At 71.6% G+C, this 15,509-nt stretch carries 10 protein-coding genes; all 10 read left to right on the forward strand.

What is annotated here, in order from left to right; translation table 11 throughout:
- Positions 1-24 precede the first annotated feature (24 nt).
- The 10 genes from OG937_27875 to OG937_27920 all read left to right on the forward strand — a co-directional run bounded on the left by OG937_27875 (position 25) and on the right by OG937_27920 (position 15,485).
- Positions 25-2,046, forward strand: a complete 2,022-nt coding sequence (locus OG937_27875; GenBank protein ID WUD75238.1) for a M3 family metallopeptidase — start codon at positions 25-27, stop codon at positions 2,044-2,046.
- A gap of 349 nt (positions 2,047-2,395) precedes the next feature.
- Positions 2,396-2,914 (forward strand): FxLYD domain-containing protein, encoded by a 519-nt coding sequence (locus OG937_27880; GenBank protein WUD75239.1) that lies wholly within the window; start codon positions 2,396-2,398, stop codon positions 2,912-2,914.
- A gap of 628 nt (positions 2,915-3,542) precedes the next feature.
- Positions 3,543-4,250, forward strand: a complete 708-nt coding sequence (locus OG937_27885) for a hypothetical protein (GenBank protein ID WUD75240.1) — start codon at positions 3,543-3,545, stop codon at positions 4,248-4,250.
- Complete coding sequence (gene pstC / locus OG937_27890) at positions 4,247-5,275, forward strand: phosphate ABC transporter permease subunit PstC (GenBank protein WUD75241.1); 1,029 nt, start codon at positions 4,247-4,249, stop codon at positions 5,273-5,275. The genes OG937_27885 and pstC overlap by 4 nt, the downstream gene beginning before the upstream one ends.
- Position 5,276: 1 nt before the next feature.
- On the forward strand, positions 5,277-6,497 hold the full coding sequence (gene pstA / locus OG937_27895; protein ID WUD75242.1) for a phosphate ABC transporter permease PstA: 1,221 nt from the start codon (positions 5,277-5,279) through the stop codon (positions 6,495-6,497).
- Positions 6,498-6,553: 56 nt separating this feature from the next.
- The gene (pstS, locus tag OG937_27900; protein WUD75243.1) at positions 6,554-8,260 is read left to right on the forward strand and encodes a phosphate ABC transporter substrate-binding protein PstS; all 1,707 of its coding nucleotides are present in this window, start codon (positions 6,554-6,556) and stop codon (positions 8,258-8,260) included.
- Positions 8,257-10,746, forward strand: coding sequence for a hypothetical protein (locus tag OG937_27905; GenBank protein WUD75244.1), 2,490 nt, complete (start codon positions 8,257-8,259; stop codon positions 10,744-10,746). The genes pstS and OG937_27905 overlap by 4 nt, the downstream gene beginning before the upstream one ends.
- A gap of 100 nt (positions 10,747-10,846) precedes the next feature.
- Positions 10,847-11,836 carry a hypothetical protein gene (locus tag OG937_27910; GenBank protein WUD75245.1) on the forward strand — a complete coding sequence of 330 codons (990 nt, stop codon included), beginning with the start codon at positions 10,847-10,849 and terminating at the stop codon, positions 11,834-11,836.
- Positions 11,837-11,892: 56 nt separating this feature from the next.
- Positions 11,893-13,467: an Ig-like domain repeat protein gene (locus OG937_27915; GenBank protein WUD75246.1), complete on the forward strand. Its 1,575-nt coding sequence runs from the start codon at positions 11,893-11,895 to the stop codon at positions 13,465-13,467.
- Positions 13,468-13,595: 128 nt separating this feature from the next.
- Positions 13,596-15,485 (forward strand): DUF916 domain-containing protein, encoded by a 1,890-nt coding sequence (locus OG937_27920; protein ID WUD75247.1) that lies wholly within the window; start codon positions 13,596-13,598, stop codon positions 15,483-15,485.
- Positions 15,486-15,509 lie beyond the last annotated feature (24 nt).

Genomic DNA, 15,509 nt, shown 5'->3' on the forward strand with positions numbered 1-15,509 from the left:
GGCACCGGGCGTAAGGTCGGTGGCGTGACCTCGACGAATCCCTTCCTCAGCCCGAGCACCCTCCCGTACGAGCTGCCGCCCTTCGCCGACATCCGCGAGGAGCACTACCTCCCCGCCTTCGAGCAGGGGATGGCCGAGCAGCTCGCCGAGACCGAGGCCGTCGCCGCGAACCCCGAACCACCGGGCTTCGAGAACACGATCGTCGCCCTGGAGCGCTCCGGAGACCTGCTGGACCGCGTGTCGAAGGTCTTCTTCAACCGCGCGAGCGCCGACACCGGTCCGGGCATCCAGGAGATCGAGGCCAGGATCAACCCGGCCCTCGCCGCGCACGCCGACGCCATCCACCTCGACCCCGTCCTCTACGGCCGCGTCAAGGCGCTGTACGAGACCCGCCGGGAACTCGGCCTGGACGCCGAGGCGCTGCGGCTGCTGGAGCGCTACCACACCCGTTTCGTCCGCGCGGGCGCCGAACTCACCGAGGAGGGCCGCGAGCGCCTGAGGGCGCTCAACGCGGAGATCGCGGAAGCCTCCACCGCCTTCGAGCAGAACCTGTTCGCCGACACCAAGGCCGCCGCCCTCGTCCTCGACGGCGCCGACGAACTGGCCGGGCTCTCCGCCGACGCCGTCGCCGCCGCGGCCGCCAACGCCACGGCCCTCGGCCACGACGGCCGGTACGTCCTCAGCCTGAAGAACTTCTCCAACCAGTCCGAACTGGCCTCGCTCGACGACCGTGCCCTGCGCCGCCGCCTGCTGGAGGCCTCGCTCGGCCGCGGCCTGACCTCCAACCGCGAACTCACCGCCCGCCTCGCCCGGCTGCGCGCCGAGCGCGCCGCCCTGCTCGGCTACGAGAACCACGCCGCGTACGTCGTCGCCGACCAGACCGCCGGCACCCCCGAGGCCGTGACCTCGCTGCTCGCGCGTCTGGTCCCGCCCGCCGTCGCCAACGCCGAGCGCGAGGCCGCCGCCCTGACCGCCGCCTCCGGGCTGGAGGACTTCTCCGCCTGGGACTGGACGTACTGGTCGGAGAAGGTCCGCAAGGCGGAGTACGACATCGACACCGCCGTCATGCGCCCCTACTTCGAGCTGGACCGGGTCCTCCAGGACGGCGTCTTCTTCGCCGCCGGCCAGGTCTACGGTCTGAGCTTCACCGAGCGCGCCGACCTCGCCGGCTACCACCCCGACGTCCGGGTCTTCGAGGTCTTCAACGCCGACGGATCGCCCCTCGGCCTCTACCTGGGCGACTACTTCGCCCGCGCCTCCAAGCGCGGCGGCGCCTGGATGAACAGCCTGGTCGACCAGTCCGCGCTCTTCGGCCGCAAGCCCGTCGTGGTCAACAACCTCAACGTCGCCAAGCCCGCCGCCGGCGAGCCCGCGCTGCTCACCTACGACGAGGTCAACACCCTCTTCCACGAGTTCGGCCACGCCCTGCACGGCCTGTTCTCCGACGTCCGCCACCCCTTCTTCTCCGGTACGGCCGTCCCGCGCGACTTCGTCGAGTACCCCTCCCAGGTCAACGAGATGTGGGTGACCTGGCCGCAGGTGCTGGCCCACTACGCCCGCCACCACGAGACCGGCGAGCCCATGCCCGCCGAACTGGTGGCCCGGATGGAGGCCGCGGAGCGGTTCGGGCAGGGCTTCCGTACGGTGGAGTACCTGGCGGCCGCCGTCCTCGACTGGGCCTGGCACACCATCCCGGCCGGCCACGACCCGGGCGACGCGGAGGAGTTCGAGGCCGCCGCCCTGAAGGAGGCCGGGCTCGCGCTGCCCGCGATCCCGCCGCGCTACCGCAGCACCTACTTCGCGCACATCTTCGCCCACGGCTACAGCGCCGGGTACTACTCGTACATCTGGAGCGAGGTGCTCGACGCGGACACCGTGGAGTGGTTCAAGGAGAACGGCGGCCTGCGGCGCGAGAACGGGGACACCTTCCGCCGCGAACTGCTCTCCCGCGGGGGCAGCGTCGACCCGATGGCCGCGTTCGAGGGCTTCCGGGGCCGTGCGCCGCGCATCGAGCCGCTGTTGACGCGCCGCGGTCTGACCGGCTGACTGCCTGACCGGCTGACCGGCTGACCGGCTGACCTCTCCGGGGTCCTTCCCCGGCCGAGGGACGGCGACGGCGTCCGTTCCGTCGTCCCGCCGCTTCCCGCCGCTTCCCACCGAGCCGGTGGCCGGCGAGGCCCAACGCCTCGTCGGCCAACCGGCGGTGGTGCCCGGCGGGGCGGGACCCGCGATCCCCTGAGGTGCTCCGGGCCGCCCGATCGGACCCTTGGCGCAGACCTATCAGGAATGATCTATACCGGATCGGTCACGGCAACATTACAGACAGCTTTTGTCTCTGCGCGCATGGTGAAGCTCTGTCACGGTGTCTTCACAACCGAGCCTCAGGGGGTTCACCATGTCTCAGCCGTCGCACGCCTCGCCACCGGGCCACTACCCGCCGCCCCAGGAGCCGGACTGGAGCCGGCCGCCTAAGAAGACGGGGGCGGGGAAGATACTTGGTTTCGGGATCGTCGCCATCGTCATCGTCGTGGGGGGCAGCGTCGCCTTCGCCCTCAAGACCGGGGACGACAAGGGCGGTTCGGGGGGTGACTCCTCCGCGGTCAGCGCGTCCCCGGCCGAGGACAGCGGCGGGAAGGCGGCCCCGGGTGACGCGAAGGTCACCTCGTGCGGCCTCGCCGACTTCAGCAAGTTGCCCACTGCCGAGGTGACCCTCACCAACCACAGCTCGGAGACCTCCGACTACCAGGTGCGCATCGAGTTCGTGGACGGCGGCGGAACGCGCATCGCCCAGGCCGTCGCGACCACGACCGGCCTGACCGCGGGGGACGAGGCGCAGACGAGCGCCCAGGGGAGCGACCCGGCCTCCGGCGAGATCGACTGCAAGGTCACCGAGGTCCTGCGCAAGGCGAGTTGACCCCTCGCCCGCCCTGCCGCCGAGGGTGAGCGCGTGGCACACTCCGCCTCCCCCTCCGGCAGCCGGTGACTCCGTTTCGCCTTCCGGACCCCGCGGCACGCGACCGCGGGGTCCGTCCGGGGGGACGGCGCGCAGTGCCCGCAGGCGCCCGGCCGGGACCGTGGCACCAGGTGGCGGGCCTGCCCGCCGACCGGCGAACGACGGTGCACCCGGGAGCGCTTCCCGCCGAGGCCCTCGCCGTGCGGGCGGGAGCCGGATTCCGTGAAGGTTCCGCATACGGCCCCGACACCCTCCAGGTAGCGGCGAAATGGCGGAAAAGCGTCACGGACGTGCGGTAACCCCGGGTGGGTCCCCTCATCTGACGGACCGTCCCGGTCGCCCTGGGGTGTCGTGCGGGGACGGTCCGTGTCGGACCGCCCGCCACAGACCCCCGTTCCGGTGCGGAGCGTCACCGATGCCCTGATCCCGATTACCTTGCGTGGACCTGCACGTTTCGTTCATCTTCTCTCCGTTCGGCCTTCACTCTTCCTTGAGCGCAGCCCCCTCATGGGCCGCGACTGTCAGTGCCGCCTGAGGACGTATTTCGGCCTGAGGCACCACAGCGCGAAGGGGAGGGAGGTCGGCCGCCATGGTCCGGCCACGCGTTCTGTACATGTCGGCTCACAGTGGTGGCAGGTACCTGCCACAGGCCTCATCGCCTGCGGGACCGGGAAGCCCGGAGGATCCCGGGCCCTCCGCGGAGGGCCCGTCGCGTACGGCGAGTCCCGACAGGGGAGCCAGACCCGACGGCCAGGACCGCCGCGGTCGTGACGACCGCGGTGACCGGCACGACCGGGCCGACCGGGCCGGGGCACCGGTCACCGCGGTCGGCTGGCGGCTGGTCGGCGCCAACAACCGCGAACTGGGCCGCAGCGCGGGCACCTACGCCTCCCTCGCGGAGTGCCAGGCCGCCGTGCTCCTGCTCCGCGAGCACATCGGCCAGGTCCGGGCTCAGCTGTCCATGGCCGACGCGGGCGGCACCTGGACGTGGCGCGTCGAACTCGGCGGCAGGAACGTCGCCGTGTCCGGGCGGACGTACCACCGCCTGCGCGAGTGCCAGCAGAACCTCGGCCTCTTCCTGGCCGCGGTCACGGTCGCCGAGATGACCGAGGGCACGGCCCACCGCCCGCGGCTGCGCGGCCTGCGCGCATCGGCGCCCGCGCGGTCTACGCGAGAAGAACCGGACGAACCCCGCGGTGGGCGGGCCCGGCGGGAGACCGCCGTGCAGGCTCCGCCGGTCGCACGCACCGCAGCAACCGCGCCTGCCGGGACCCGGGTCGGGGCGGTGGCGCGATGACCTCCCTCGTTCCCGGTCTCACCGGCACCGAGCCCGCTCCCGAAACCGAGGACGTACCGCGCGACATCCGGTCGTCCGCCGAGCCGAGCGACCGCGTCTTCCGCTCCGTCGCCCGGGGCAGCGGTGCCGCGGTGCTCGCGATCATGCTGCTGGTCGGCTTCTTCCTCACCTACCGCGCCTGGGAGGCGCTGAGCGTCGCCGGCTTCTCGTTCCTCACCACCACCGCCTGGGAGCCCGACTCCCACCACTTCGGCATCGCGGCGGTGCTCACCGGCACGGTGCTGATCGGCCTGGTCGCCATCTGCTTCGCGCTGCCCCTGGCGCTGGGCACGGCGCTGTACATCTCGGAGTACGCCCCGCGGCGCCTGAAGCGGTTCCTGGTCAGCCTCGTCGACCTCATGGCGGCGGTGCCGAGCGTGGTCTACGGCCTGTGGGGGGCGTTCTTCCTGCAGGGCCACGTCGTCGGACTCTCCCGCTGGATCTCCACCTACTTCGGCTGGATCCCGATCTTCAAGGTGAACGGGGCCGAGCCGCACAACCCGCTCGCGAGCATGACCGTCTACACGTCCTCCACCTTCATCGCCGGCATGGTGGTGGCGCTCATGGTCACGCCGATCGCCTGCTCGGTCATGCGTGAGACGTTCTCCCAGGCACCGCCCGGCGAGCGCGAGGGCGCGTTCGCCCTCGGCGCCACCAAGTGGGGCATGATCCGCTCCGTCGTCCTGCCCTTCGGGCTCGGCGGCGTGATCGGCGGGACGATGCTCGGCCTCGGCCGGGCACTGGGCGAGACCATCGCGGTCTACATGATCATCTCGCCGGTCTTCGAGATCCAGCCGCACATCCTGCAGAACGGCGCCATCTCCGTGTCGTCGCTGATCGCCCTCCGCTACGGATCCGCGAGCGAACTCGGCATGTCGGCCCTCATGGCCGCGGGTCTCGCCCTCTTCGTCATGACCCTCATCGTCAACTTCATCGCCTCCTCGATCGTGGCGCGCAGCCGCTCGGGCGCGGGGGCGGAGGCCTGAAATGACCGATCTCCTCAAGACACCGCGGACGACGACGCCGATCCGCGAGGACGACGCGGGGCCGGAGGTGCGCCGCAGCACCTCGCCCGTGACGGCGGAGGACCGGCTGGCACTGGCCGGCGCACTGGCCGGTTCCGTGGCCCTGACGTTCGTGCTGTTCGGCTGGATCGCCCCGTTCGACTCGCTGCTGGGCTTCGTGGTCGTCGCCTACGTCCTGTTCATCGGCCTGTACGCGGTGCTGGTCTCCCTCGACCAGAACCGCGTCGCGGTGCGCGACCGGGTCGCCGCCGTGATCTGGCAGAGCCTGGCGACGCTGCTCCTGCTGGCCCTGCTCTTCGTGGTCGGGTACGCCCTGTACCGCGGCAGACCCGCGCTGACACACCTCAACTTCTTCACCCAGACCATGGGGGGCACGGGCCCTTTGGCGCCGCTCACCCAGGGCGGCGTGCTGCACGCGATGGTCGGCACCCTGGAGCAGATCGGCATCGCGCTGGCGATCACCGTGCCGCTGGGTCTGATGTGCGCGGTGTTCCTGAACGAGGTTCCGGGCGCCTACGCCCGCTTCGTACGGACCGTCGTCGAGGCGATGACCGCGCTGCCGTCGATCGTGGCGGGCCTGTTCATCTACGCCACGTTCATCCTCATCTTCCACTTCGAGAAGTCCGGCCTCGCCGCCGGGCTCGCGCTGAGCGTGATGATGCTGCCCATCATCATCCGCGCGGCCGACGTGGTCATCCGCCTGGTGCCGAGTTCCCTGCGCGAGGCCTCCTACGCGCTCGGTTCGGGACAGTGGCGCACGATCTGGACCGTGGTGCTGCCGACCTCCCGTTCCGGGCTCACGACCGCGGTGATCCTGGGCACCGCCCGCGGTATCGGTGAGACCTCCCCGGTGCTGCTCACCGCCGGATCCAACCCCTCGCTCAACGCCGACCCGCTGAGCGGGCCCCAGGTGTCACTGCCGCTGGCCACCTTCCAGTTGGTGGCCTCTCCCCAGCCCAACATGATCGCCCGCGGGTTCGGCTGCGCCGGGCTGCTGATGGCGCTCGTGCTGCTGCTGTTCCTGCTGGCCCGCGTCCTCGGCGGCCGCGGCCCGGGCGAGCTGTCCCGCGGCCAGCAGCACCGGCGGGTGCTGGCCTCCCGCCGTGACGCGGAGCGCATGAGCCGCCGTCCGGATCCGCTCGCGCAGGCCACAGCCGCAGCCGCGACCGGGACCCGGCCGTGACCGTCCACCCCGCCCGCACGCAGGGCACCGACCGCACCGATCAGGAGTCACCCGCCATGCCCGGAGCACGTCCGGCACCGTCCGAACGTTCCCGCGTCAGAGCTCTGACCGCCCTCGCCCTGATGCTGGCGGCGCTGCTGTTCGGCGCCTCGCTGCCCGTCGCCGAGGAGGCGGCCGCCGCGACGTACGTCCCGATCGCGGGCGTCGGCTCGACGTGGAGCCAGAACGCCATGGACCAGTGGACGGCCAACGTCCAGCAGTACAACATGAAGGTCACCTACACCGGGACCGGCTCCTCCGACGGCCGCAACCAGTTCCGCAACGGCACCGTCGACTTCGCCGTCTCCGAGATCCCCTACGGCATCAAGGACTCGGGTGTCGTCGACACCCCGCCGCGCCGCAAGTACGCGTACATGCCGATCGTGGCCGGCGGCACGTCGTTCATGTACAACCTCAAGATCGGCAACAAGCAGGTGACCAACCTGCGGCTGTCCGGCGAGGTCATCACCAAGATCTTCACCGGTGTCATCAAGACCTGGAACGACCCGGCGATCAAGAAGGACAATCCGGCGCTCGCGGCCTCGCTGCCCGCGCGTCCGGTCGTCCCCGTGGTCCGCTCGGACGGCTCCGGCACCACCGCGCAGTTCACGACCTGGATGGCCAAGCAGTACGGCGGGCTGTGGGACGACTACTGCCGCAAGGCCGGCCGCACCACGCCGTGCGGCACGACGTCCATCTACCCCAAGATCTCCGGATCCTCCGCCGTCGTCGCCCAGGCGGGCTCCAACGGTGTCTCCGGCTACGTCGCCGCGCAGCGCAACGTCGGCACGATCACCTACGTCGAGTACTCCTACGCGAAGGTCACCACGCACTTCCCGGTGGTCAAGGTGCTCAACAAGGCGGGCTACTACGTCGAGCCGACCGACAAGAACGTGGCGGTGGCGCTGCTGAAGGCGCAGATCGACGACAAGACGCTCACGCAGAAGCTGGACGGCGTCTACAACGACACCGACCGCCGGACCTATCCGCTGTCCAGCTACAGCTACATGATCATCCCCACCAAGGCCGAGAACAACTTCAGCGAGCTGAAAGGCAGGACCCTCGGCGCGTTCGCGTACTACTTCCTGTGCGAAGGCCAGAAGAGCGTCGGCAAACTCGGGTTCTCCCCGCTGCCGATCAACCTGGTGAAGGCCGGTCTCCAGCAGGTGCGTCGCATCCCCGGGGTCGACGTCGAGTCGATCGACGTCAAGAATTGCCAGAACCCCACCTTCTCCACCGACGGCACCAACACCCTGGCCAAGAACGCGCCCTACCCGGCGGCCTGCGACAGGCGGGGTTCCAGCCAGTGCGCCACCGGCACCGGCGGCAACAAGACCCCGACCACGGTCCGCGGAGGCTCGGGTTCCTCGGGCGGCTCGGGCTCCGGCGGTTCCGGCAGCGGTACCAACGGCGGCACGAACGGCAGCGGGAACGGTTCCTCTGCGGGCGCGAACGGCGGTGGTACGGACGGCACGTCGTCCGGCGGTGCCGACGCGAGCGCCTCGCCGTCGGTCGACCCGGACACGGGACAGGTGATCGCGAACGACGGTTCGGTCACCGGCGGCGACGACGGGGCGTACTCCACGTCGGTCACCACCTCCAGCAGCATCGGCGGCGGCACGCGCACCGCCCTGATGGTGCTCGCCGCGGTGCTGCTGCTGGCGCTGACGGTCGCGCCGCCGCTGCTCACGTCGCTGCTGAACACGAAGCGGAGGCGGTCGTGATCCCCTCGCGCTTCCGCCGGGCGGCACACCGCGCCGTACTCGTCGCCTGCGCCCTGGTGATGGCCGCGGCGGCCGCGCCGGCCACCGTCTCGCAGGCCGATTCCGGCTCCGCGATGACCGTCTCCGGCAAGGGGGACTTCGCCGGCCTCAAGGTGACCGTCGACCAGACGAGCAGCCTGGTCAACCAGGTCGTGAAGATCACCTGGAAGGGCGCGGTCCCCACCGTCGACGACAGCAAGTACCCCGCCGACTACCTGCAGATCATGCAGTGCTGGGGCGACGACCCCTCGGGGCCGAGCCCCGAGCAGTGCCAGTTCGGCGGTTCGGCCGACCTCGGCGCGGGCACGGGCGGGCAGGCGGCCGGCGCCTGGACCAACACCCGGCAGCTCAGCTACGGAGGCCTCAAGGACCCCGCGCAGACGCTCCCGGCGCCCGCTCCGGGCAGCAGCATCTCGTTCGCGCCCTTCCGCGCCGTGAGCGGAGACGTGTTCGACAGCGGCAACACCAACGACTTCTTCGACTCGAACACCACCAACGAGGTGCCCTACGCGCGCACCGGTTCCAGCGGCACCGGGGAGGTGTACTTCGAGGTCCAGACCGCGGCGGAGGCCCCCGGTCTCGGGTGCGGGGACGTCCCGAAGGGGAAGTCCGGCGCGCGCTCGTGCTGGCTCGTCGTCGTCCCCCGTGGTGAGACGGAGGTCGACGGGACCTCGTATCGGGCGCAGTCGGACGGCCTGCTCCAGTCCTCGCCGCTGTCGGCGACCAACTGGAAGGAGCGCCTGGTCTTCCCGCTGCGCTTCGAGCGGGCCGGCACCTACTGCCCGATCGGGGCCGCCGAGCGTCCCACCCTGGGCACCGAATTCGTCGCCGAGGCCGTGCACCGCTGGCAGCCCACCCTGTGCCAGACCGGCGACAAGACCATCTACGGCTTCTCGCCGGCCGGCGACGTCGGCGCCCGCGAGAACCTGACCACGGACGCGCCGGGCATGGTGTTCCTCAACCATGCGGCGGATCCGGCCACGTTGCCCCCGGACACCAAGCCCGTCTACGCACCGGTGACCCTGTCCGGGCTGACCCTCGGGTTCTTCATCGAGAGTCACGCGGCGTCCTCCGCCTCCGAGGCGGTCCGCGCACGCAACGGCAATCGGCTGACCTCGCTCAACCTCACTCCGCGACTGGTGGCCAAGCTGCTCACCGAGTCGTACCAGGACGGCAATTCGCGCTTCGCCGAGAGCACCGCGAAGAACCCGTACAACCTGGGGCACGACCCGGAGTTCATCAAGTACAACCCAGACTACGAGGACCTGGACTTCCTCGGCGCCCTCGGCGACGCGCTGGTGCCGCAGCCGCTCTCCGACGCGACCTCGCAGCTGTGGGAGTGGGTCGACGGCGATCCCGCGGCGCGGGAGTTCCTCGGCGGCACGCCCGACAACGAGGGCAGCCATGGCGATCCGGGTTTCTCGGGCATGACGGTCAACCCGAACTACAAGGACCTGGACCTGCCCGTCGACGTCTTCCCCAAGAGCGACCCGTACTGCCAGCAGTTCCCGGACCACCCGGACCAGCCGCTGTGCATCCTGGACAAGCACCCCTACGCGACCGACTTGAAGAACGCGGCCCGCTCCGCCGCCCGCGGCGACACGCTGGCCCGCGGCAACTGGGACCCGACCAGCCAGCCGCCCGCCTACAAGAAGGACCCTCCGCAGCCGGCGGGCCGGCGGGCCATCCTCGCGGTGACCGACACCGCGACCGCCCGGCGCTATGGACTGGTGACGGCCAAGCTGCAGAACGCCTCAGGCGCGTTCGTGGCGCCCACCGACGCGGCCATGCTCTCCGCGCAGAAGGCCATGAAGCCGGGCCCGGTCAGCGGAGTCCTGGTGAGCGACCCCAGGGCTGCGGCCAAGGACGCCTACCCGCTCACGCTCCTCACCTACGCGGCCACCGTCCCCGAATTGCTCAGCAAGCAGGAGGGCCGGGACTACGCCGCACTGCTGCGGTACGCCGTCGGCAAGGGCCAGGCGCCCGGAGTGACCCCCGGCACCCTCCCCGACGGGTACGCCCCGCTGCCGGCGTCGCTGCGCGAGCAGACCGAGTCCGCCGCCGACGCCATCGTGTCCCGGTCGGGCCCCTCCGCGCCCGAGGAGGAAGAGGAGAGCGAGAACACCTCCGGCACGGGCGGCGGTTCGGGCGGCGGTGACGGTGGCCAGACCGCCGGCAACGAGCCGTCCTCGACACCGCCCCCGTCGCCCTCGACGAGCACCCAGGCCTCCACGGCGCCGCCGGTCCCCGTGGCCGCCGACAGCCCGCTGTCCCGCACGCCGGAGTGGGTGCTGGGCGCCGTGCGCTACGTCCTCCTGATCGCCCTGGTCGCCGGGCTCGTCGCGGCCGTCTGCGGCCCCCTCCTGCCGAGGGTGGCGCCGCGGCTCGCGGCAGGTCTCCGGACCTGGCGTGCCAAGGGCACGTCCGGCCGAGAGCCGAGGGGGTGATGCCCGAACCCGAGACCACGACAGGTCCGCGCCAACGAACTGTCTGAAACAACCGTGCCGGGCACCACCCGGCGCAAGCCTATCCGAGAGGTAAACGCAAGTGAACAAGCGCAAGTTCGCAGTGGCCGTCATCGGTGCCGCCGGTCTGCTCACCGGCACCGTCTGCGGCAGCGTCGCCGTCGCCGACCCTTCCGGCGCCCCGGCCTTCCGCCAGCTGTCCGGTGTCGGCTCCGACACCACCCAGGACGTCATGAACGGCATGGCCCAGTCGATCACGATCGGCGGCCAGAAGGTGATCGGCTCCTACGACGCCACCGGTTCGGCGAAGATCACCACCAAGAGCGGCACGACCTGCACCATCGACCGCCCGAACGGCTCGGGTGCCGGCCGCAACGCGCTGGTCGCCTCCTTGCAGGCCGGCGACAACTGCCTGGACTTCGCCCGGTCCTCCAGCCTCAGCCTGGGCGCCGTCGACCCGGACCTCACCTACGTCCCGTTCGCCGTGGACGGCGTGACCTACGCGATCACCGGCTCCAGCCAGATCCCGCGCAAGCTCACGCTGAACGACCTGAAGCAGATCTACACCTGCAACCCCGCTTACGTGGGCACCGCGCCGAACTTCACCATGACGGCCTACCTCCCGCAGGCGGGCTCCGGCACGCGCAGCTTCTGGGAGTCCACCGTCGGCATCTCGGACACCGACGTGAAGAACGGCGTCTACCCCTGCATCAAGGACGCCAAGGGCGGCAACCCGGTGCAGGAGCACGACGGCCGCATCCTCGACGACAAGTCGATCGTGCCGTTCTCCATCGCCCAGTACAACTCGCAGTCCACGCAGACCATCGCGGACCTGCGCGGCAAGGCGGTCCTCGGCACCATCGACGGCATCGCGCCGACCGTGCTGAACAGCAGCTTCGGTGTGAAGCGCGACGTCTACAACGTGATCCCGACCAGCAAGGTCGGCACCGCGCCGTGGAGCACGGTCTTCGTCGGCTCCAACTCGCTGATCTGCCAGAAGACCGACGTGATCAACACCTACGGCTTCGCCGCCAACGCCAACTGCGGTGACACCAGCAAGCAGACCCCCTGATCCACGCCCTGCTGTCTCCGTCACTTCCGCAACCTCCGAAGAGGGAGAACACGACAGTGTTCAAGAACAAGCTCTCGCGGGCCATGGCGGGCGGTCTCGCGAGCCTGGTCGCCGCCTGCGCGGCGGGCCTGATCGCGGCCCCGGCCGCGCACGCCGCCGAGATCGGCACCGTGACCTTCAACCCGGCCACCGGCACCGACACCACGGGCATCGCGCTGACCACCTCGGACGTGTGTCCCGACGAGGCGACCAACGTCATCGTGTCCGTCACCGGTTCGGGCTTCCCGGCCGAGGGCCAGACCGTCGTCGGCAACGCGTCGAAGGACATCTACCCGATCTCCGGTGACGGCGGGATGATCGTCCCGCTGACGCAGACCATGCGCGACTACGCCAAGGACGCCGGCTTCAACGAGCTGAAGGGCGAGTACTCCTTCAAGGTCACCTGCCGGCTGGCCTTCGGCTCCTCGAACTTCGGCGACTTCACCGGATCGATCTGGTTCACGTCCAACGAGACGTACCAGAACACCGACCCGAGCGTGAAGACCGACACCTCCACCGCCCTCGCGGTCTCGCCGGCCAGCCCGGTCACCGAGGGCGAGACCGTCACGCTGACCGCCAACGTGGCCCCGGCGGCCGCCGAGGGCAAGGTGCAGTTCAAGGACAACGGCACCGCGCTCGGCTCCCCGGTCACCGTCTCCGGCGGCACCGCGGTCCTCACCACGAACGCCCTGGCCGCGGGCAACCACGACCTGACCGCCGAGTTCACCCCGACCGGCGCCGCCTACAACCCGTCCGCCTCCACCGCGGTGGCGTACAAGGTGAACGCGCCGCAGGCGACCGCGACGACGACCTCGCTGGCCATCTCGCCGTCCGACACCACGCCGCAGTTCAGCCCGGTCACCATGAACGCCACGGTCACCCCCGCCGCCGCGGCCGGTTCCGTGAAGTTCCAGGACACCGTGGGCGGCGCCACCACCACGCTGGCCACCGTCCCCGTCTCGGGCGGCCAGGCCTCCTACACCACCAGCAGCCTGGCGAAGGGCGAGCACAGCTTCTCCGCGACCTTCGTCCCGGCGAACAGCGCGGCCTACACCGGTTCCGACTCCGGTGCGGTCCCGTACCTGATCGGTGACTTCGCCGGCGTCTCCGCCTCGCAGGACATCACCACGACCGTCGAGTCCGGCGCCCTGGTCATCAGCGTCGACAACCCGCACGTCACGCTGCCGTCGCCGGTGCTGAACGCCGACGGCGACCTGCTGACCACCACGGGCGGGATCAACACGGTCACCCTGACCGACGCCCGCGCCGGCAACCCCGGCTGGAGCGTCAGCGGCCAGGTGACCGACTTCTCCGACGGCGGCACGCACGCCATCAACGGCCAGAACCTGGGCTGGACGCCGGACGTGGTCGACCACGCCCCGGCGCAGACCGTCACCGCCGGCTCCGCGGTCTCCGCGGCGCAGGGCGTCGCCCCCGGCGACGCTGGCCAGGGCGGTCTGAAGTCCTCCCGCTCCCTCGCCACCGGTACCGGCCTCGGTACCGCGCACCTGGGTGCGGGCCTCTCCCTGAACGTGCCGACCTCGACCGTGGCCGGCACCTACACCGCGACCCTCACCCTCACGGCGATCTGAGCTGGCGAACGGCCCGGGGGCGGTGACGCCCCCGGGTCCGGCCCGGGCCGGGACGGGCAGCGATGCCCGTCCCGGCAAGCACGTCCCGCACCACCCTGTCCCACCCGCGCCCGATCGGACGACCTGACATGATCACACGATCAGCCCGCCGTATCGCCGGCGTCCTGGCCGCCTGCGTCCTCGCCGTACTCCCGGCCGCCGAAACGGCGTCGGCCGCCGCCCCGCAGGCCGCCGCCTCGCACGCGGCCGCCGCACGACCCGGCGCGGGCCCGAACGGGCGCACCACCTTCGGCGTCCAGCCGTCCACGGCCGACAAGCCCGACGGCCGGCCCAACTACTCCTACGGCGTGACCCCGGGTGCCGTCATCCGGGACCACATCGCCATCTGGAACTACAGCGCCAAGCCCCTGACGCTGAGCGTCTACGCCGCCGACGCCATCAACTCCGCCGAGGGCGGCTTCGACCTGCTCGCGCGGGCCGCCAGGTCCAGCGACGCCGGCACCTGGATCAAGCTCGGCAGGTCCCGGGTGACCGTGGCCGCCCGTTCCCGCGTCATCGTCCCCTTCACGCTGACCGTGCCGCGCACGGTCACCCCCGGCGACCACCCCGCCGGCATCGTCGCGTCGCTGTCCGCGGTGCGCACCGGCGCCAAGGGCGACCGGGTCCAGGTCGACCAGCGCGTCGGCGCCCGGATGTACCTGCGGGTGGCCGGCCAACTCAGGCCGCTGCTCGCCGTCGAGGACCTGCACACCGACTACCACGGCACGGCCAACCCCTTCGGGACCGGCACCGCGACGGTGTCGTACACCGTGCGCAACACCGGCAACGTCCGGCTGGCCGCCGAGCAGACGGTCCGCGTCCGCGACGCGTTCGGGGGCATCGCCACGGTGAAGGGCTCGCGCGACCTCGCCGAGATCCTCCCGGGCAACGCGCTGAGGATCAGCGTCACGGCCACCGGCGTCCTGCCGACGGTGCGGGACACCACCACCGTCTCGGTCGACGCGGTCTCCGTGCGCGGTGACGTCGCGATCCCCGACCTGCCGAGCCTGACCCGCTCCCAGGGCTTTTGGGCCGTGCCCTGGTCCCTGTTCGCCGTCCTGGCGGCCGTCGCCGCGGTGGCCGTCGCGTGGTGGGTCCGCCGCAGGCGCCGCCGCCGCGGACCGCGTCCGGACGCAGCCCGCACCGCCGGGACCGCGCCGAAGAAGCCGGCCCCCGCCTCGCGCGCGTCGGCTCCCGTCGCCATGGTGCTGGCCGCCCTCTCGCTGTGGGCGGCCGCGCCCGCGGCCCACGCCGCGGCACCCGGCGACCTCACGGTCGCGCCGCAGCACGGCAGCGCCGCCGAGCCCATCACCCTGACCGCCGCCGGGCCCTGCCCCGACGGGACGCGGAACGTCATCGCCCGGGTCAAGGGCGCCGGATTCCCCCGCGACGGCAAGATCGTCGTCGGCAACTCCGAGATCGGCACCTACCCGGCGGCACCCGGCGGCGGACTGGTGGTCCCGCTGACCTACACGATGCAGGACTACGCCCTTGACGCGGGCTTCAGCACCCTGCGCGGCACCTACACCTTCACCGTCAGCTGCCTGGAGGCCCCGTTCGGCCTCAAGAGCCTGCGGGACTTCAGCGGTTCGCTCCGCTTCACCTCCAAGACCTCCTACACGGACGGCACCCGGGCCACCCCCGAGAAGCCCGCGGCGGGATCCTCCGCGCAGCCGGGCGGCACGGCAGGGCAGGGGCAGTCGTCCACTCCTGACGGGTCCGGCCCGTCCGCCCCCGCCGGCGGCCCGGGTTCCCCACCCTCCGGTTCCCCGTACGCCTCCGGCGCGCCCGCCGCCCAGGGCGGTGTCACCGGGGTCGTGAACGCCGCCTCGGCCGACCCGGCCGGGGACGGGCACGGCTCCCTCGTCGCCTGGTCGCTCGGCGGCTTCGCGGTCGCCTTCCTGGTGCTCCTGGCGGGAGCCGCCCAGTGGGTGCGGGGGCGCAGGGGACGTGCCGCGCGGGCGGACACGTCCGGCTGAGCACCCGTCACCCCGTCCATCCAC

The organism is Streptomyces sp. NBC_00510 (genome assembly GCA_036013505.1).
Lineage (GTDB): Bacteria > Actinomycetota > Actinomycetes > Streptomycetales > Streptomycetaceae > Actinacidiphila.

Excerpts from the sequence above, each read along its gene's own strand:
- OG937_27880 (WUD75239.1), top strand. The coding sequence starts at position 2,396 with ATGTCTCAGCCGTCGCACGCCTCGCCACCGGGCCACTACCCGCCGCCC.
- OG937_27885 (WUD75240.1), top strand. The coding sequence starts at position 3,543 with ATGGTCCGGCCACGCGTTCTGTACATGTCGGCTCACAGTGGTGGCAGG.
- pstC (WUD75241.1), top strand. The coding sequence starts at position 4,247 with ATGACCTCCCTCGTTCCCGGTCTCACCGGCACCGAGCCCGCTCCCGAA.
- pstA (WUD75242.1), top strand. The coding sequence starts at position 5,277 with ATGACCGATCTCCTCAAGACACCGCGGACGACGACGCCGATCCGCGAG.
- pstS (WUD75243.1), top strand. The coding sequence starts at position 6,554 with ATGCCCGGAGCACGTCCGGCACCGTCCGAACGTTCCCGCGTCAGAGCT.
- OG937_27920 (WUD75247.1), top strand. The coding sequence starts at position 13,596 with ATGATCACACGATCAGCCCGCCGTATCGCCGGCGTCCTGGCCGCCTGC.